Annotated in this window: 17 protein-coding genes; 14 read left to right on the forward strand and 3 right to left on the reverse strand. The window is 67.0% G+C overall.

All coding sequences use genetic code 11. From position 1 onward, the window contains the following. Positions 1-292: 292 nt before the first annotated feature. The 3 genes from OKA11_RS00230 to OKA11_RS00240 are packed head-to-tail and all read left to right on the forward strand — an operon-like array spanning position 293 to position 4,527. Complete coding sequence (locus tag OKA11_RS00230; protein WP_323748293.1) at positions 293-922, forward strand: (2Fe-2S)-binding protein; 630 nt, start codon at positions 293-295, stop codon at positions 920-922. Beyond that, positions 922-3,189 carry a xanthine dehydrogenase family protein molybdopterin-binding subunit gene (locus OKA11_RS00235; RefSeq protein WP_267218601.1) on the forward strand — a complete coding sequence of 756 codons (2,268 nt, stop codon included), beginning with the start codon at positions 922-924 and terminating at the stop codon, positions 3,187-3,189. Before OKA11_RS00230 ends, OKA11_RS00235 begins: the two co-directional genes overlap by 1 nt. A gap of 12 nt (positions 3,190-3,201) precedes the next feature. Beyond that, complete coding sequence (locus OKA11_RS00240) at positions 3,202-4,527, forward strand: c-type cytochrome (RefSeq protein WP_267218211.1); 1,326 nt, start codon at positions 3,202-3,204, stop codon at positions 4,525-4,527. Between the two features lie 62 nt (positions 4,528-4,589). Here OKA11_RS00240 and OKA11_RS00245 read toward each other — a convergent pair whose 3' ends face one another. Then, on the reverse strand, positions 4,590-5,708 hold the full coding sequence (locus OKA11_RS00245; RefSeq protein ID WP_267218212.1) for a PLP-dependent cysteine synthase family protein: 1,119 nt from the start codon (positions 5,706-5,708) through the stop codon (positions 4,590-4,592). A gap of 168 nt (positions 5,709-5,876) precedes the next feature. On the opposite strand from OKA11_RS00245, the gene OKA11_RS00250 reads away from it, so the two are divergent. Continuing rightward, a complete protein-coding gene (locus tag OKA11_RS00250) occupies positions 5,877-6,332 on the forward strand; it encodes an Lrp/AsnC family transcriptional regulator (RefSeq protein WP_323748294.1) in 456 nt (151 codons plus the stop codon). A gap of 42 nt (positions 6,333-6,374) precedes the next feature. On the opposite strand, the gene OKA11_RS00255 is transcribed toward OKA11_RS00250, so the two are convergent. Together OKA11_RS00255 and OKA11_RS00260 are read right to left on the reverse strand one after the other, a co-directional pair. Then, positions 6,375-6,785 (reverse strand): (R)-mandelonitrile lyase, encoded by a 411-nt coding sequence (locus tag OKA11_RS00255; RefSeq protein WP_267218214.1) that lies wholly within the window; start codon positions 6,783-6,785, stop codon positions 6,375-6,377. A gap of 26 nt (positions 6,786-6,811) precedes the next feature. After that, positions 6,812-7,795, reverse strand: coding sequence for an aldo/keto reductase (locus tag OKA11_RS00260; RefSeq protein ID WP_267218215.1), 984 nt, complete (start codon positions 7,793-7,795; stop codon positions 6,812-6,814). Positions 7,796-7,940: 145 nt separating this feature from the next. Between OKA11_RS00260 and OKA11_RS00265 the strand changes: the two genes are divergently transcribed. The 10 genes from OKA11_RS00265 (at position 7,941) to OKA11_RS00310 (ending at position 18,418) form a co-directional block, all read left to right on the forward strand. After that, positions 7,941-8,834, forward strand: a complete 894-nt coding sequence (locus tag OKA11_RS00265) for a LysR family transcriptional regulator (protein ID WP_267218216.1) — start codon at positions 7,941-7,943, stop codon at positions 8,832-8,834. A 249-nt stretch (positions 8,835-9,083) separates the two neighbouring features. After that, positions 9,084-9,395, forward strand: coding sequence for an STAS domain-containing protein (locus OKA11_RS00270; RefSeq protein ID WP_267218217.1), 312 nt, complete (start codon positions 9,084-9,086; stop codon positions 9,393-9,395). After that, on the forward strand, positions 9,392-9,760 hold the full coding sequence (locus OKA11_RS00275) for a response regulator (protein WP_267218218.1): 369 nt from the start codon (positions 9,392-9,394) through the stop codon (positions 9,758-9,760). Before OKA11_RS00270 ends, OKA11_RS00275 begins: the two co-directional genes overlap by 4 nt. Continuing rightward, a complete protein-coding gene (locus tag OKA11_RS00280; RefSeq protein WP_267218219.1) occupies positions 9,757-11,811 on the forward strand; it encodes a chemotaxis protein CheA in 2,055 nt (684 codons plus the stop codon). The genes OKA11_RS00275 and OKA11_RS00280 overlap by 4 nt, the downstream gene beginning before the upstream one ends. Further along, entirely contained in the window at positions 11,811-12,341 is a 531-nt protein-coding gene (locus OKA11_RS00285) for a chemotaxis protein CheW (RefSeq protein ID WP_379489304.1), read from the forward strand. The genes OKA11_RS00280 and OKA11_RS00285 overlap by 1 nt, the downstream gene beginning before the upstream one ends. Before the next feature lie 13 nt (positions 12,342-12,354). Next, a complete protein-coding gene (locus OKA11_RS00290; RefSeq protein ID WP_267218220.1) occupies positions 12,355-14,061 on the forward strand; it encodes a methyl-accepting chemotaxis protein in 1,707 nt (568 codons plus the stop codon). Positions 14,062-14,137: 76 nt separating this feature from the next. Continuing rightward, positions 14,138-15,946, forward strand: coding sequence for a methyl-accepting chemotaxis protein (locus OKA11_RS00295; protein ID WP_267218221.1), 1,809 nt, complete (start codon positions 14,138-14,140; stop codon positions 15,944-15,946). Next, positions 15,943-16,428: a chemotaxis protein CheW gene (locus OKA11_RS00300; RefSeq protein WP_267218222.1), complete on the forward strand. Its 486-nt coding sequence runs from the start codon at positions 15,943-15,945 to the stop codon at positions 16,426-16,428. Before OKA11_RS00295 ends, OKA11_RS00300 begins: the two co-directional genes overlap by 4 nt. A gap of 84 nt (positions 16,429-16,512) precedes the next feature. After that, entirely contained in the window at positions 16,513-17,325 is an 813-nt protein-coding gene (locus OKA11_RS00305) for a CheR family methyltransferase (protein WP_267218603.1), read from the forward strand. A 4-nt stretch (positions 17,326-17,329) separates the two neighbouring features. Then, a complete protein-coding gene (locus OKA11_RS00310; protein ID WP_267218223.1) occupies positions 17,330-18,418 on the forward strand; it encodes a protein-glutamate methylesterase/protein-glutamine glutaminase in 1,089 nt (362 codons plus the stop codon). Positions 18,419-18,484 lie beyond the last annotated feature (66 nt).

Here is an 18,484-nt window from a genome sequence, read left to right on the forward strand (position 1 = left end):
ATTTGCAATAAAGGCACCAAGGGCGCACCCGTAATAAATGGTATCAGGGCGGCACCGCGTGCGTTGAGCCCCGCTCAACGCCTTGTTGAATGGATCGGTCCGGTCCGGCGGCGAAAAACATCGCTGCGGCATTGCCTTGGCCGCAAACCCGCGCGATAGGATGGGGCAACAGGGATCGCCGGGAATATCGGCCAGATCCGCGTTCCGACCGGCGACGTGTGACGTCCTTTCCGCCGGAAGGCGCGGATGATGTTTGCTGGCGGTCGCACGATTGGCGGACAGGTGAACGACGATGCAACTCCAGGTCAACGGACAGGCGCATGAAGTCGAGGCAGAGGCGGACATGCCGCTGCTTTGGGTGCTGCGCGACGAACTCGGCATGACGGGTACGAAATACGGCTGCGGGCTGGCCCAGTGCGGCGCCTGTTCGGTGCTGGTCGACGGGGTGATCACCCGCTCCTGCGTGACGCCGCTGGACAGCGTGGCAGGCAAGGCCGTGACCACGATCGAGGCGGTGGAACAGGACGGGATCGGCAAGCGCGTGGTGGATGCCTGGGTCCGCCACCAGGTGCCGCAGTGCGGCTATTGCCAGTCCGGCCAGGTCATGGCCGCGCTCGCCCTGCTTAAGGAAAAGGCAAGGCCCAGCCAGGAGGATGTCCGCGCGGCGATGGTGAACTTGTGCCGCTGCGGCACCTATAACGCCATTCATGCGGCGCTGACCGACCTCGCCGGGCTTGCCGATACCGCTGCCGCCGCGCCGGCGGGCGGGGCGCAAGACGCAGAGGGGCCATCGACTGCGACGGTTGCTGCCGCCGTGGCAGGCGGCGCTGCGGTGGTCGCGGGCTCGGCCTATCTGCTGGCCCGGCGCGGCAAGGCAGGCGAAACCGGTCAAGGCGCCGCCGATGGACAGGAGGACGCGTGATGGCCACTCTCCTCGACAGCCATACCGTAACCGATAGCGAGGCTCGCTTCCCGGCGCAGGATCCGGTCAACATCTCGCGCCGGGGCGTGCTGCTGGGCACGGCGGGCGCTGCAAGCGGCGCGCTGGTGATCGGCTTCGGCCTGCCAGTGGGCACTGCCCGCGCGCAGGCCGCGGCGCCTGCGCCGATCCCGGTGCGCGTCCCCGCGTTCCTTGAAATCCGCCCCGACAACACTGTGCGGTTCCTCAGCCCGTTCATGGAAGGCGGGCAGGGCGTGTTCACCGCGATGGCGCAGATCGTCGGCGAGGAACTCGACATGGACCCGGCGCGCTTCGTGGTCGAGGCGGCGCCTGCGGGCAAGGTGTTCCAGGTCATGGACGGGGGCATGCGCATCACCGGCGGCAGCATGTCGGTGCGCCTGACGTACGAGACGATGCGGCGGCTCGGCGCCAGTGCGCGCATGATGCTGCTGGAGGCGGCGGCGCACCGGCTGGGCGTGGCCGCGGCCGAACTCACCACCGAGCCCGGGCGGGTGCTTCATGCCGGTTCTGGGCGCTCGCTGGCCTATGGCGAGCTGGCGGGCGGCGCGCTCGACCTTGCGGTGCCGGATCCTGCGATCGTCAAGCTCAAGGACCCGGCCACCTTCCGCTGGATCGGCAAGCCGGTCGCGCGGCTCGACATGCACGACAAGGCCACCGGCAAGGCGATCTACGCGATCGACTGCAAGGTCGACGGCATGCTCCATGCGGCCGTCCAGCATGCGCCGCGTCTGGGCCTCACGGTGGCGAGCATCGCCAACGAGGCGGAAGTCGCGGCCATGCGCGGGGTCCATTCGGTGCACCGCATCGGCGGCGCCGTGGCGGTCGTGGCCGAGCGCTGGTGGCATGCCAAGCGCGCGGCCGAGGCGCTCAGGGTGGAGTGGCAGGATCCGGGCAAGGACACTGACGTTCGATACATGCCCGCCGACTTTTCGACCGAGGCCTTTGCCGAGCGTCTCGCTAACGAGAAGGGCCCTGGCCAGGACGCGGAAATCAGCGGGGATGCCGCCAAGGCGCTGTCCGGTGCTGCCACTGTGGTCGAGGCGACGTATCGCAGCCAGTACGTCCACCATGCCCAGCTGGAGCCGCCCTCTGCGCTGGCCAGCTTCAACCCGGACGGTTCGCTGGAGCTGTGGATGCCCAACCAGGCGCCGGAGATGTTCCAGGCGGAAGTGGCCAAGTTTGCCGGGCTTGCGCCTGAGCAGGTCAAGATCCACAGCCCGCTGCTGGGCGGGTTCTTTGGCCGCCATTTCCTCTATCCCGGCGGTAATCCCTATCCGCAGGCGATCCAGTTGGCCAAGGCGGTAGGCCGTCCGGTCAAGCTGATCTGGAGCCGCGAGGAGGAATTCCTGCGCGATCCGCTGCGGCCGATGGCGGTCGTGCGGTTCCGCGGCGGGCTCGACGACAAGGGCCGTCCGGTGGCGCTGGAAGCGGTCAGCGTGACCGAAGGGCCGACCGAGGGCATCGCCAACAAGCGCAGCGCCGAACTGGACGATACCGCGCTGGAGGGCATCACCAAGAAGGCTTACGCGATCCCCGACAAGCGGATTGCCCAGCTTTTCGTCAAGAACCCGACGACGCTTGCCTACTGGCGCTCGGTCGGCAATTCGATGAACGACTTCTTCTACGAGTGCTTCCTTGACGAGATGGCCGACAAGGGCGGGCAGGACCCCTATGAACTGCGCCTTGCGCTGTTGGAAGGCAATGTGCGACTGACCAACCTGCTCCATGCCGTCGCGGAACTGTCGGGCGGTTGGAAGCGCGGTCCCTTCACGGCGGCGGACGGCAGCCGGCGCGCGCGCGGCATCGCCATGGCCTCGCCGTTCGGCACCGAGGCGGCGGCGATTGCCGAAGTCTCGATCGTCAAGGGCCAAGTCATGGTCCACGATGTCTGGGAAGCGATCGATCCCGGCAGCATCGTCAATCCGGCCATCGTCGAGGCGCAGGTCAATTCGGCCGTTACCCTCGGGCTCTCGCAAGTACTGCTGGAGGAGACCGTCTACGAAAACGGTATGCCGGCCGCGCGCAACTACGATCTCTACCCGATCCTGCCGCCCGACCGCATGGCGCGCGTGCATGTCAAGATCGTCGAGAGCGGGGCAAAGATGGGCGGCATCGGCGAGCCGCCGCTGCCTGCGGTGCCGCCGGCGGTTGCCAATGCGGTCTCGGCGCTGACCGGACGGCGCGTGCGCAGCATGCCGCTCTCCCGTCACAGCTTCGATGCGGCGTAAGGGGAGGCGGCGTTGAAGACACGATACAAGATCCTGCTGCCCGCGCTTGCCGTCGTGGCAGCCGCGACGGCCTGGTATGTGAACCGCACCCCGGCTTCGCCGTTCGACGGTGTGGCCGCTCCGGCCTTCACGCCGGCACTGGTCCGTCAGGGCGAACAGCTCGCCCGCGCGGCGGACTGCGTGGCCTGCCACGGCCTGCCGGGCAAGCCCGCCTTCAGCGGTGGGCTGGAGATGGCAACGCCGCTCGGCTCGATCTATGCCACCAACATCACCCCTGATCCGCAGACCGGCATCGGTCGCTACACGCTGGCCGATTTCGACCGTGCGCTGCGTGCGGGCGTCGCGGCGGACGGGCACCGGCTCTATCCGGCGATGCCCTATCCCTCCTACGTCAAGCTCACCGATGGCGACGTGAAGGCGCTCTACGCCTTCTTCATGGCCGGGGTGCCGGCCGCGCGCCAGCCCAACCGCGAAAGCGGCATCCCCTGGCCGCTCAGCATGCGCTGGCCGCTGGCGCTGTGGAGCGCCGCCTTCGCGCCTTCGGGCGCGTTCGAGGCGCGCAAGGACAAGGATCCGCTGTGGAACCGGGGTGCCTACCTGGTGCAGGGCGCCGGACACTGCGGCAGTTGCCATACCCCCCGCGGGCTGGTGATGAACGAGAAAGCCTATCACGACGGTAGCCGCCTCTACCTCTCGGGCGGCCTGCTCGATGGGTGGTACGCACCGAGCCTGCGCGGCGACAGCAATACCGGCCTTGGCCGCTGGAGCGAGGAGGAACTGCACCAGTTCCTGAAGACCGGGCGCAATCGCCACGCGGTGGTGTTCGGCTCGATGACCGAGGCCTTCAACAACTCGCTGCAGTTCATGCCGGACGAGGATCTGCGGGCGATCGCGCATTACCTGAAGTCCCTGCCCGGCAATCCCGGCAAGGACGGTGCGGCCTGGCAGTACCAGGCCGCCACGGCGACCGGGGGCACTGGCGCGCAGACCTATCTTGCCAAGTGCAGCTTCTGCCACGGCGTCGACGGGCGCGGGCAGGGGCAGTGGATTCCGCCGCTGGCCGGTTCCGCCTCCTCACTGGCGAGCGAGGGTGCGGCCTCGGGCATCAATGCCGTGCTGAACGGCTCGGCGCGCGTCGTCGCGCAGGGTGTTCCCGATGCCTACCGGATGCCTCCTTTCCGCAACCAGCTGTCCGACCAGCAGATCGCCGACGTGCTGAGCTACGTCCGCAGTTCCTGGGGCAACACCGGCGGCGCGGTCCCGGCAAAGGCGGTGCGCAAGCTGCGCAAGCGCACCGATCCGGCCAGCAGCGAAGTGATCGTGCTGCAGATGCATTGAGGCGCGCCGCGCGCCGGCGGCCGGGACAGGTCGGTGCCGGCGCGCTTGCGCTTCGGGAAAAGTCAGGCGGCCGCGCGCCGTGCAAGATCCGGCATCAGCGGCAGGAAGCGGGCGAGCGCGGGATGGGCATCGTCCGGCGTGAAGCCCTTCGCCTCGCACCACTGCGGATCGTGGCAGGTCGAGCGATAGCGTTCGCCCGAATCGCACAGGATGGTCACCAGGTTGCCGGTCTCGCCGCGCGCCACCATCTCGGCGACGATCTCCATGCAGGCGTGAAGGTTGACGCCGGTCGATGGGCCGCAACTCCGCCCCATCAGCGCGCTGAGGTGGTGCGCCGCGGCCATTCCGGCGCCATCGTGCACGACCACCATGCGGTCGATGACTTCGGGGGTGAACGAGAGTTCGACCGCGGCGCGGCCGATGCCCTCGACGCAGGACAGCGCGCCCTCGACGCGGCTGACCGAGCGGTCGGCGTAGTGGCGGTGGAACACCGAGGCCTCGGGATCGGCCACGGCAAGGCGGGCGGCGTGGCCCATGTAGCGGGCGTGGCGGCCAAGCGTGGTGGCGGTACCGCCGGTGCCCGCGCCGCAGACGATCCAGCGCGGCAGGCCGCCGGGCACGTCGGCCATCTGTGCAAAGATGGCCTGCGCGATGTTGCCGCTGGCGCGGTAATCGGTGGCCCGTTCGGCGAGGGTGAACTGGTCGAGATGATAGCCGGTGCACTCTCTGGCGATGCGGGCGGCTTCGGACTGGATCGTGCGGGGATCGGCCACTTCCCGGCATGTGCCGCCTAGTGCCTCGATCTGCAGGATCTTCTCGCGCGCGGTGCAGGCGGGGACGACGGCGAGGAAGGGCAGGCCGAGCAGCCGCGCGAACCACGCCGCCGAAACCGCAGTCGATCCCGAGGACGCCTCGACGATCAGCGTGTCGGGGCTGATGCGGCCATTGCAGAGCGCGTGGAGAAACAGCGAGCGGGCCAGCCGGTGCTTCAGGCTGCCGCTGGCGTGGGCGGATTCGTCCTTGAGAAACAGCCGGATACCCGGTGCATCGGTGAGCGGCAATTCGATCAGTGGTGTTTCGGGCGCGCTCGCCTGCTCGGCGCGCAGGCGAGCGATGGCCCGTGTCTGCCATTCCCGAACAGTGTCGTCCTGCTCCGCTGCGTACCCGATGTCTTGTGCCATGCGCGCTACTCCTCGTCTGGGCAGACTTTAGTGCGTCGGGCGTGATAAATGCGTGCAAAGTTTGCGCATAATTGCCGGATTTGGTTCCGTATGATGCGGGGTTTTTGACCTTTGCGCGCCAATTGTGCATATGCGGAGGATTCCGTGATGAATCCGTGGACTGTGCTCATGCTCGACGACCGTGACTATCGCATTCTCGAATGGCTCCAGAGCGATGCGGACATGCCGGTCCATGCCATTGCCGAACGGGTCAACATTTCACCCTCGGCCTGTTCTCGGCGCATCGCCCGGCTGCGCGAGGATGGCTACATCCGCCGCACCGTCGTCGTGCTCGACCGGCCGCTGCTGGACTTGCGCGGCACCGTTTACGTGATCATCCGCGCCCATCATTCCGGGGATTGGCTGGAGCGTTTCCGTGCGACTGTGGCGAGTATTCCCGAAGTGCTCGAATGCCACCGGCTGGCGGGCAACTTCGACTATCTTCTCAAGGTCGTGGTCAGGGACGTCGCGCACTACGACACGGTATACAAGCGCCTGATCGCCCGGCTCGATCTGAACGACGTTGCCGCCTATATCTCGATGGAGACGATCAAGGACGAGCAGGCGTTGCCGATCAGGTCCTGACCGGCAACGCCTGCTTCAGCGCCAGATACGCAACCTGGGCGGTCAATCCGTCGGCGGTCCGGTCAGATAGTCGTCGTCGCTTACCTGTTCCAGCCAGTCGACGGCCCGTCCGTTTAGCATCTCGGCAATGGCGACGTGGGTCATGGCGGTAGTCGGCGTGGCGCCGTGCCAGTGCCTGTGGCCAGGCGGGCACCAGATCACGTCACCGGCGCGAATCTCGACGATGGCTTCGCCTTCGCACTGGGTCCAGCCGCAGCCCGAGGTGACGATGAGCGTCTGGCCGAGCGGGTGGGTGTGCCAGGCGGTGCGAGCGCCGGGCTCGAAGGTTACGATGGCGCCGCCGGCGCGCGCGGGAGCCTCGCCTTGGAACGGGGAATCGATGCGCACGTTGCCGGTGAACCAGTCGGCAGGTCCCTTGAACGAGGGCTGGCTACCGTTGCGGATGAGTTTCATGGGAGGATGTCCTTCGGATGTCTGGATCAGCGGCCGACGCGGCCGGCGATCGAGGCGGGATAGCGCGCACCTTGCGCCGGGAAGGCGGCGAGCGCTTCCTCGATTTCGGCAAGGTCCGTAGGGGAGAGGGTGATGGCAGCTGCGCCGAGGTTTTCGGTCAGGCGATGCCGCTTGGTGGTGCCGGGGATCGGCACGATCCACGGCTTGCCGGCGAGCAGCCAGGCAATCGCGATTTGCGCCGGGGTGGCGCCGCGTGCCTCGGCGATGTCCTTCAGCCGGAAGACGAGCGCTTCGTTGGCCTTGCGGTTCTCCTCTTCGAAACGCGGCACGACATTGCGGAAGTCGTCGCCGCCGAAGGTCGTCTCGGCAGTGATGGCGCCGGTCAGGAAACCCTTGCCGAGCGGACTGAACGGGACAAAGCTGATGCCGAGTTCCTCACATAGCGGCAGGATCTCCGCCTCGGGCTCGCGCCACCACAGCGAGTATTCGCTCTGCAGCGCGGCAACCGGCTGCACTGCATGGGCACGGCGCAGCGATTGCGCGCCTGCCTCGGACATGCCGAAGTGGCGCACTTTGCCCTCGGCAATAAGTTCGCGCACAGTGCCGGCAACTTCCTCGACCGGGACGGCAGGGTCGACGCGGTGCTGGTAGAGCAGGTCGATATGATCAGTGCCGAGACGGCGGAGCGAGGCTTCGGTCATGGCGCGGATCGTTTCGGGGCGGCTGTCCAGTCCCTCCATCGGCTTGCCCCCGGAAAAGCCGAACTTGGTGGCGATCACCACTTCGCCGCGCATGTCGGCAAGCGCCTTGCCGAGCAGTTCCTCGTTGGCATAAGGGCCATAGGCTTCCGCGGTGTCGAAGAACGTCACGCCCTGGTCGAAGGCCGCGTGGATCAGCGCGATACCGTCGCTTTCCGAGACCGGTGGGCCGTAGCCGTAGCTCAGTCCCATACATCCAAGGCCGATGGCCGAGACTTCGAGGCCGCTCTTTCCGAGGTTGCGCTTCTGCATGGATAACTCCTGGTTCCGTGCCCGCCGAGTTCGTGGTTTTGAACATTGTTCGGGGCTGGGCTTTGGGCTGAACCTGAAGATAGGTTGCGGGCGTCTGTGTGATTAGTACATGATTGATGCATGTGGCTATCAACATGAGTCATCAATGCAGCGCGACGAACTGAACGACCTTCACGCCTTCATCGCCATTGCGGAAGAGCGCAGCTTCACGCGCGCGGCGGCCAAGATGGGGATCTCGCAATCCGCGCTGAGCCACAAGATCCGCCGACTGGAGGCGCGCCTCGGCGTGCGCCTGCTCTCGCGCACGACGCGCAGTGTCTCGCCCACGGATGTCGGGGAACGGCTGCTGGGCGGCCTCATCCCGGCATTTGCGCAGATCAAGGATCATCTCGATATGCTGGGCGAACTGCGTGAGAAACCGGCGGGCCTGATCCGCATCACTGCGCCGCTCCATGCCACCCGCACCGTGCTCTGGCCGGTCGTCGCCCGGCTCATGCGGGACTATCCGGAGGTGGAAATCGAACTCAGTGTGGATTCCGGGCTGCGCGACATCGTGGCGGACAAGTTCGACGCTGGCGTACGCCTTGGCGAACAGGTCGCACGGGACATGATCGCGGTGCCGATCGGGCCCGAACTGCGCATGGCCGCCGTGGCCGCGCCCGGCTACTTGCGCGGCCGCGGCATCCCGCGTGCACCGCAGGATCTTGCCGCGCATCGCTGCATCAACTTGCGCCTGACGACCGCCGGCGGATTGTATGCCTGGGAACTGGAGAAGGGCGGCCGCGAACTCAACGTGCGGGTGGAGGGGCAATTCACCTCGAACAATGTCGAAGTCATCATCGATGCCGCGATCGACGGGTTTGGGCTCGCCTTCGTGCCCGAAGACTATGTGGCACAGCACATTGCCGAGGGAAGGCTGGAGCGCGTGCTGGACGAATGGTGCGACCCGTTCCCGGGTTACCATCTCTATTACCCCAGCCGCAGGCAGCCGAAGCCTGCCTTTGCGCTCCTGATCGAGGCGCTGCGGTACCGCGCCTGAGCGGTTCGGGGGATGATGAGCCGGGATCCTCCCGGCTTGTCCTGACAGCCTTGCCTCGCAAGCCGCTCGGTGGCGGATTGCGGGAACCGCGCGCGCGGCTACGGGTCGGGCCAGCCTTTCGTTTCCGGAAGTTGGCTGAATGCTAAAAAATGTTCATCGCCGTGCGGTGGGGGCGGAGTTTCTTTCTAAAAAACACACATCCCCGCGTTCCGACACGTTCGCACTCATCTTTCATGTCCAGTGGAAGCGATGCAACAGGCCATAACTGTACCATCTTCCGTAACCGTGCGCAGTGCGCATGAATTCGTGCAGGCAATTCTTGCCGGCTTCGAAAATAACGAAGACGCCGTTCTCGACGTATCCGCCGTCGTTGAGGCCGATCTTGCCTTTGTCGAGATCCTCTACGCCGCGCGTGAGCAATGGGCCCGGGCCGGACGGGAGTTGCGCCTCGTCGCACCCGTCACCGAGCCGGTCGTCGCCTTGCTTCGGCGCGCGGGATTCCTTGCCGAGCCCACCCCCCAGGACATCGATTTCTGGTTTCACGGAGACCTTCCGCAATGACTGCCGCTATCCTTACAGTCGACGATTCCCCCAGTTTGCGCATGGCGATCCGCATCGCGCTGACCGGTGCGGGCTATGACGTCACCGAGGCGGGCGACGGGGTGGAGGGACTGAGCGCGGCCGCCGCGAAGAAGTTCGATCTCATCATCACCGACCTCAACATGCCGAACATGGATGGGCTGACGATGATCCGCGAACTGCGCAAGGCGCCGGAACAGGCGGGCGTGCCGATCATATTCCTCACCACTGAAAGCGACGATGCCATGAAGCAGCAGGCCAAGGCGGTGGGTGCCACCGGCTGGCTGGTCAAGCCCTTCGTTCCCGAACAGCTCATCAAGGTTTCGCGCAAGGTGCTGGGCCGGTGAGCTTGCAGGACCCGGTCGCAGCTTTCCGCATCGAGGCGGGCGAACTGCTTGACCAGATCGAGCAGGGCTTGCTCGATCTCGGCCACCGGCTCGACGACCGGGACCTTGTGGACGAAGTGTTCCGCGGGCTGCACACGCTCAAGGGCTCGGGCGCGATGTTCGGGTTCGATGCGCTGGCCGAGTTCACCCACCACTGCGAGACCGCGTTCGACCGCGTGCGAAAGGGGCTGGCTCCGGCGACGCAGGAACTGGTGGCGGTCATCCTCTCCGCGCGCGACCACATGCGTGCGCTGATCGAGGGCAACGGCAGCGGTCTTGAAGCCACCGGCGCGGCCATCCTTGCCGAGCTTCAGGCAGCCATCGACGGCGCGTCGGATAGTCCGCCTGCGGTAGAGCCCGCCGGTGCGGTTCCGGTTGTGCCGGTGGCGGCTGCGGGTTCTGGCAGTGGCTGGCGCCTGTCGTTCCGCCTCCCTGCCGATGCCATGGCCAACGGCACCAATCCGCTGATGCTGCTCGACGAGCTGCGCGAGCTTGGCGAATGCCGCATCGTCGCGCGCACCGACAAGGTGCCGCCGCTTGCCGACCTGGTGCCGACCGAATGCCACATCGGCTGGGACGTCGAGCTGCGCGGCGACATCTCGCGCGCGGACATCGACGACGTGTTTATCTTCGTGATGGACGACATGGAGCTTTCCGTGACGCCGCTGGAGGTGGCGGCGGACGACGTTCCGGGCGCGGCCCCAGTTGCCGGTGCCGATGGCTCGGCTGCCGTTCAGGGTGTCGCCCCTCCTGTCTTGGCCGCGATCGATTCCGCAGCTCCTGGAAAGTCCCCCGCTGCTACGCCGAGTGCTGCGCCAAAGTCCGGTGAAAGCGTGCGCGTGCCGGCCGAGCGCCTCGACGAGCTGATGGACCGGGTGGGCGAGCTGGTGATTGTCCAGAGCCGCCTGTCGCAACTCGCAAGCGGTCAGGCTTCGGCCTCCGGCAACGAACTGGCGCTGCGCTCGATCTCCGAGGAAATCGAGCGACTGGCCGGCGAACTGCGCGATACCATGATGGTGCTGCGCATGGTGCCGGTCGCCAGCCTGTTCAGCCGGTTCCGCCGCCTCGTTCACGATCTTGCGCGCGAGACCGGCAAGACCATCGCCCTGTCGACCGAGGGCGAGACCACCGAAGTCGACAAGACCATGATCGAGCGGCTCGCCGATCCGATGGTCCACCTGATCCGCAATGCCTGCGACCACGGCCTCGAAACGCCGCAGGACCGCCTTGCCGCGGGCAAGCCGGCGGCCGGCCAGGTCCATCTCTCCGCGCATCAGGCAGGCGGCGAGGTACTCATTACCATCCGCGACGACGGGCGCGGCATCGACCGCGAGCGGGTCCGCGCCAAGGCGGAGGTGCAAGGGCTGATCCAGCCCGACCAGGCGATTTCCGACCACGACCTGCTGCAGATGATCTTCCATCCCGGCTTCTCCACCGCGGCGCAGGTGACCAACCTGTCCGGGCGCGGGGTCGGCATGGACGTGGTCAAGCGCACGATCGAGAGCCTGCGCGGCACCATCGACGTGACCTCGAAGCCGGGCGAGGGCTCCACCGTCGTGCTGCGGATCCCGCTGACGCTGGCGATCATCGACGGCCTGCTCGTGCGGGTGGGCGAGGGGCGCTACGTAATTCCGCTTGGTGCGGTCGAGGAATGCCTCGAACTCAGCCTCGAGGAACACCTGCGCTCACGCGGGCGCAGCTTCATCACCCTGCGCGACCGGCTGGTGCCGTTCCTGCGCCTGCGCGAAATCTTCGATACCGGCACGCGGCCCGATCCGCACCAGAAGATCGTCGTCATCGCCACCGGCGCCGAGCGGGTGGGGCTGGTGGTCGACCAGATCATCGGCAGCCACCAGACCGTCATCAAGTCGATGTCGCCGCTGCACCGCGACGTCGCGACCTTTGCCGGGGCGACGATCCTCGGCGACGGCGGCGTCGCGCTGATCCTCGATGTCGTCCAACTCGTAACCCTCGGCCAGCACCAGGAGGAGCGGCTGCGCGCCGCCGGATAATGATGCCTCAAGCAAATCCTGCCCAGTCCGCCACGCAGTGGGATGCCGAGGGCCATCTCGAAGTGCTGACCTTCAACCTCGGCGAGGAGACTTTCGCGCTGGAGGCCACGCTGGTTCGCGAAATCCTTGACCTCCTGCCGGAAACCCGGGTTCCGGGTGCCGCGCCCTTGCTGGGCAGCGTGGTCAACTTCCGCGGCAAGATCATCCCGATCGCCGACTTGCGGCTCGCCTTCGCGATGCCGGCGGCCGAGGCCACACTCGACAGCCGCATCGTGGTGATCGAGACCGAGACCGAGGGAGAGACCTTCCAGATCGGTATCCGCACCGACAAGGTCCACGAAGTAGCGACTCTCAGCCGCGATGCCAGCGAGGAGCCGCCGGCCGTCGGCATGCGTTGGCGCCGCGATTTCGTGCGCGAACTGGTGCGCCGCGATGACGGCGTGGTCGTGCTGCCGGACCTTGCCGCGATCTTCCGTTCCCTGACCGGCGGCGCCGATGCCGCGGCCGGCCCGTCATCCACTCTTCACTGAAGCCGGGGGCCCCATGCGCGCAACCATCAAGCTGAAGCTCGGGGGGACCTTCGTGCTCCTCCTGATGCTCATGACCGCCACCATCGTTGTCGGGATTTCCCGCCTGACCACGCTCAACGATGCCATCGGCGCGCTTGTCGCCGGACCGGCCAAGCAGCTCGACCGGGCGCGGGCCGTCGATGGCGGCATCAGCATGATGATCCGCGCCGAGAAGAACCTGACCTTGGTCGACGACGCCGCGGCGCGCCGCGACCTCGAAGGGCAGATCGTCACCTGGCGCGAGAAGGTTGAGCAGGAAGTCCTGGATGGCGGAAACAACGCCTCGCCCGAAAGCAAGGCTGCCTGGGCGCAGCTGCGCGAACAGTGGGACGCCTTCAAGCCGGTCAATGCCCAAGTTGCCGAACTCAGCAAGTCCGACAAGGCCGCCGCCGTCGCCCTTACCCTGGGCGAATCGCGCGAGCGCGCCAAGGCGGCGAGCAAGACGGTGGAAGCGCTGGTTCAGGCCGAACAGCAGGCGATGACGCGGGCGGATGACGATACCGAAGTCACGTACGGTTCGGCGCGATCGCTGATGTTCGCGATTGGCGTGGCGGCCTTTGCGCTCACCGCGATGGCGGCAGCCTATCTGGCCTTGCTGATCTCGCGCGGGCTGAAGGCTGCGGGCGATGCCATGCGCCAGGTTGCCGAAGGGGATTTGACGCGCACGGTCGAGGTTCGCTCGAACGATGAGATCGGCGATCTGCTCGGCCATGCGAACACCATGATCGAACGCCTGCGCGGGGTTGTCGGCGATGCCACGGTGGCGGCCGAGAACGTCTCGACCGGCAGCCAGGAACTCTCGGCCAATTCCGAGCAGGTTTCGCAAGGCGCCACCGAACAGGCTGCGGCTGCCGAACAGGCCTCAGCCTCGATGGAAGAGATGGCCGCCAACATCAAGCAGAACGCCGACAACGCGGCGCAGACCGAGAAGATCGCGCGCCAGTCGTCCAGGGATGCCGAAGCCAGCGGGGTTGCCGTCAACCGTGCGGTTGGCGCCATGCGCACGATTGCCGAGAAGATCGGCATCGTCCAGGAAATCGCCCGCCAGACCGACCTCCTGGCCCTCAACGCAGCCGTCGAGGCCGCGCGTGCGGGCGAACATGGCCGTGGTTTCGCGGTCGTCGCCTCGGAAGTGCGCAAGCTCGCCGAGCGCAGCCAGCAGGCCGCCGCAGAGATCAGCTCGGTCTCGGGCGAGACGGTCGAGGCCGCCGCCGAGGCGGGCGAGATGCTCACCAAGCTGGTGCCGGATATCCGCCGCACCGCCGAGTTGGTGTCCGAGATCAGTTCCGCCTGCCGAGAACAGGACATCGGCGCCGCGCAGATCAACGAGGCGATCCAGCAGCTCGACCAGGTGACCCAGCAGAACGCCGGGGCCTCCGAGCAGATCTCGACGACTTCGGAAGAACTCGCCGCCCAGGCGGAAGAGCTGCAGGCCTCCATCGCCTATTTCCGGGTTTCCGGGCAGGGAGGGCGTGCCACGGCCCGTCCGCAGGGCCAGCCCAAGGCCGGGTTCCAGCCGGTCCGCCCGACCGGGGGCATCGTTCGCAAGCCGGCGTCCTCTCGCCCCGCCCGCGCGCTGTCGGTTTCCGACCAGCAGGCCCGCGCCCGAGGCTTTGCCCTCGATCTCTCGACCGGTGGTCCGGACAGCGAGGACGAGGCCTTCAGCAGTCACGCGGCCTGATCCGCACTGATTTTTCGGCAATTACCCTCGAAGCAGGGTTTCCAAGGTTCCAACTCGCATGCGCGCAACGATAAAAATGAAGCTTGCCGTCACCTTCGGCATCATCCTCATCCTGCTGGCGGTGGTCGTCGGCGTCAGCGTCTCGCGCCTGAGCACGCTGAACACCGCGATCACCGACCTGATCGCAGGGCCTGCCGCGCGGCTCGACCGTGCACAGCAGGTGCAGGTGGCGTTCGGCACCGCCGCGCGCAACGAACGCAGCATGACCATGACCAACGATCCGGTCCAGGTGAAGGAATTCGACGACAAGGTCTCGCGCTCGATGCTCGAGCTTGATCGTCTCTCACAGGAGGGCGAGGCCGCGGCCACACCGGGCACCGTGCAGGTCTGGCGCGAGATGCGCGCCGCGCTCGACAGCTTCAAACCGGTCGATACCCGCATCCGCGAACTTGCCCGCGCCAATGCCAACGAGGAAGCCGCGCGGCTGGCGCTCGGGCCGGCGCGTGCCGTGCTCGACCGGGTCAACAAGCAGGCCGACCTGCTGGTGGAACGCGCCCGCGCCGACATGAAGCAGGTCGATCAGGACACCAACGCGCTTTACGCCTCGGCCCGCGCAACGCTGCTCACCGTGGCCGCGATCGCCATTCTCGGCGCGCTGGCAGGTGGTGTCTGGATCTCGCTGATCGTCTCGCGCGGTCTCTCGCGGGTGGGCGTGGTGATCGATGCGGTGGCCATCGGCGATCTCGACAAGGAGGTCACCGTCACCTCGAACGACGAGATCAGGGACCTGGTCGATACCGTCAATCGCATGACCGCCAACTTGCGCGTGAGCGCCGGTCTGGCCGACAAGATCGCCGACGGCGACCTCACCGTCAGCCACAAGCCGCTGTCCGATGAAGACACGCTGGGCCATGCACTGGTGCGCATGATCGACCGCCTGCGCGGTGTCGTCGGCGATGCCAGCGTGGCCGCCAACAATGTCGCCAGCGGCAGCCAGGAACTGTCCTCGACGTCCGAACAGGTCTCGCAGGGCGCCACCGAACAGGCCGCGGCCGCCGAGCAGGCCTCGGCCTCGATGGAAGAGATGTCGGCCAACATCAAGCAGAACGCCGAGAACGCCGCGCAGACCGAGAAGATCGCGCGCCAGTCGGCGCAGGACGCCGAAGCCAGCGGCATCGCGGTCGACCGCGCGGTTGGCGCGATGCGCACGATCGCCGAGAAGATCGGCATCGTCCAGGAAATCGCCCGCCAGACCGACCTCCTGGCTCTCAACGCCGCCGTCGAGGCAGCACGCGCGGGCGAACATGGCCGCGGTTTCGCGGTGGTCGCCTCGGAAGTGCGCAAGCTCGCCGAGCGTAGCCAGGGTGCCGCTGCGGAAATCAGCGCGGTTTCGGCCAATACCGTCGATGCGGCGACCGAGGCGGGCGAGATGCTTTCCAAACTGGTGCCCGACATCCGCCGGACTGCCGAACTGATCTCGGAAATCAGTGCCGCCTGCCGCGAGCAGGACATCGGTGCCGGCCAGATCAACCAGGCGATCCAACAGCTCGACCAGGTCACCCAGCAGAACGCCAGCGCCTCCGAACAGATCTCGTCGACCTCCGAGGAACTGGCCGCGCAGGCCGAGGAACTGCAAGCCAGCATGGCCTACTTCCGGGTCGATGATGTTGCCATCAAGGCTTCCGCCCGCCCGGCCGGTGCGGCGCGCGGCGGTGCCCCGGCTCGCAAGCCGGCGGTCAAGGGCGCGATCAAGGCTCCCGTCAGCACGGGCGTCAAGCGTCCGGCCCCGGTCAATGGCCATGCCCGCTCCAACGGCTTTGCACTCGATCTCGCGATGGGCGGGGCCGATGACCGCGACGACGCTTTCGGGATGCACAACGCATGAGTGACACGCAGGAAATCCAGGCCGTGACCTTCGGCCTGGGGGCTGAAGTCTTCGCGGTGCCGGTCACGCTGGTGCGCGAGATCCTCGACTACCGAGAGACCTTCCGCATCCCGGGTGGCCCGGATTACCTGCTCGGCCTCACCGACATGCGCGGCGAGGGGGTGACCACCATCGACTTGCGGCTGCGCCTCGGCCTGTCGCCGGTCGCGCCGACGCCGGCCACCCGTATCCTGGTGATCGACATCCCGCTCGAGGACCGCGTGCTGGTGCTCGGGCTGGTGGTTGACCGGGTGATCGAGGTCACCAGCTTCCGCGCCGACCAGATCGGCGGGGCCCCCGACGTCGGCGTGCGCTGGTCGTCGGACTACATCGGCGGCGTGGTGAAGCGCGACGAAGGCTTCACCGTGCTGGTCGACATGGCGCGGATCTTTTCCTCGCAGGAGGTAGCGCAGCTGTCCAGCTGCGCTGCCGCGGCCGCCTGAGCCATGTCTGCCGCCGCTCCCCTCGCTTCCTCGCCGCATGCTGCCCGCAGCGGGGCATCCGGCTCGCCCGTGGCGGGCGACCGGTTGAGTTCGCGCAATTTCGCGCGGCTGGCGGCCTATATCTACGAATATTCGGGCATCAAGATGCCCGAAAGCAAGCAGACGATGCTGGAAGGGCGGCTGCGGCGGCGCCAGCGTGCGGCTGGCGCCGCGACGCTCGATGCTTATTGCGACTACCTGTTCGCGGAGGACAATCTGGCCGAAGAAGGCGCGGCATTGATCAACGCGGTGACCACCAACAAGACCGACTTCTTCCGTGAACCGGGCCATTTCGAATATCTGAGCGCGGTGATCCTGCCCGATTTCGCCGCGCGCGGGGTCAGGACCATCCGTGCGTGGAGCGCAGCCTGCTCGACCGGGCCGGAGCCCTATACCCTGGCGATGGTGCTCGACGACCATGCCGAAACCCACGGCGGCCCGGATTACGGCATCCTCGCCACCGATCTCGATACCGACGTGCTGGAAACCGCGCGCAGCGGCATCTATCCGCGCGAACTGGTCGAGCCGGTGCCCGAACACTTGCGCCGCCGTTACATCATGACCTCGCGCGATCCGGTGCGGCGCGATGTGCGCATGGTGCCGCAGTTGCGCAGCGCAATCGGTTTCGCGCGCCTCAACCTCATGGAGCCCCACTACCCGGTGGGTGAGCCGATGCATCTGGTGTTCTGCCGCAATGTTCTCATCTATTTCGACAAGCCGACCCAGCGCCAGGTGGTTTCCCGTCTGGTCGATTGCCTGAAGCCGGGCGGATACTTGTTCCTGGGTCATTCGGAATCGATCACCGGTCACGGATTGCCGCTGACCCAGGTCGCCAATACCGTGTTCCGGAAGGCCTGATCCCATGCCGCAGGGCCAGAAGATCCGGGTGCTCGTCATCGACGATTCCGCCAGCGTGCGCCAGACGATGACAGCGATCCTCCAGGAAGACCCCGAGATCGAGGTGATCGGCGCGGCGCCCGACCCTTTCAGCGCCGCGCGCCGGATCCAGGAGGAAGTTCCTGACGTCATCACCCTCGACGTCGAGATGCCGCGCATGGACGGCATCACGTTCTTGCGAAAGCTGATGGCACAGTGTCCGGTGCCGGTGGTGATGTGCTCCTCGCTCACCGACGAGGGTTCGGAAACGCTGTTGCAGGCGATGGAGGCGGGCGCGGTCGATGTCATCCTCAAGCCGCGCATCGGTGTGGCCGACCATCTCGCCGAGCATCATCTCCAGATCCGCGACGTCGTGAAGGGGGCCTCGCGCGCCCGTGTGCGCGGCCGCCCTGCCGTGCGCGAGTCGCTGGCCGAGGGGCCGCCGAAGAAGCTCACCGCGGATGCTGTGCTGCCGCCGCCGAGCGGGCGGGCGATGAGCCGAACCACCGAGATGGTGGTCTGTCTCGGCGCGTCCACCGGCGGTACCGAGGCGTTGCGGGAGGTTCTGGAGGCGCTACCCGCCAATGCCCCGGGCGTTGTTGTCGTGCAGCATATGCCCGAGCATTTCACCCGCGCCTTTGCGAGGCGCCTCGATGGGCTGTGCGAAGTCGGCGTCAAGGAGGCTGCCGACGGCGATCCGGTGTTGCGCGGCCACGTGCTGATCGCGCCGGGCGGCAAGCACCTGATGCTGGAACGGCAGGGCGCGCGGTATCATGTTTCGGTCCGCGACGGGCCGCTGGTCTCGCGGCACCGGCCTTCGGTCGACGTGCTGTTCCGTTCGGCGGCGCGCTTGGCCGGGGCCAATGCGGTAGGCGTTATCATGACCGGCATGGGTGACGACGGCGCGCGCGGCCTGCTCGAAATGAAGCAGGCGGGCGCGCGCACTTTTGCGCAGGACGAGGCGACCTCGATCGTTTTTGGCATGCCCAAGGAAGCCATCGCCCGCGGCGCTGCCGACCGTGTGATCCCGCTTGGCGCCATTGCCCGCGAAGTCATGACGGCGACCGCGCGATGATTGGCCGCGTTTGCATCCCATCGGCGCCGCGAGTGCCGTATTTGCCGCTTCACCACGATCCATTTG

This window comes from Novosphingobium clariflavum (assembly GCF_026420865.1).
Lineage (GTDB): Bacteria > Pseudomonadota > Alphaproteobacteria > Sphingomonadales > Sphingomonadaceae > Novosphingobium > Novosphingobium clariflavum.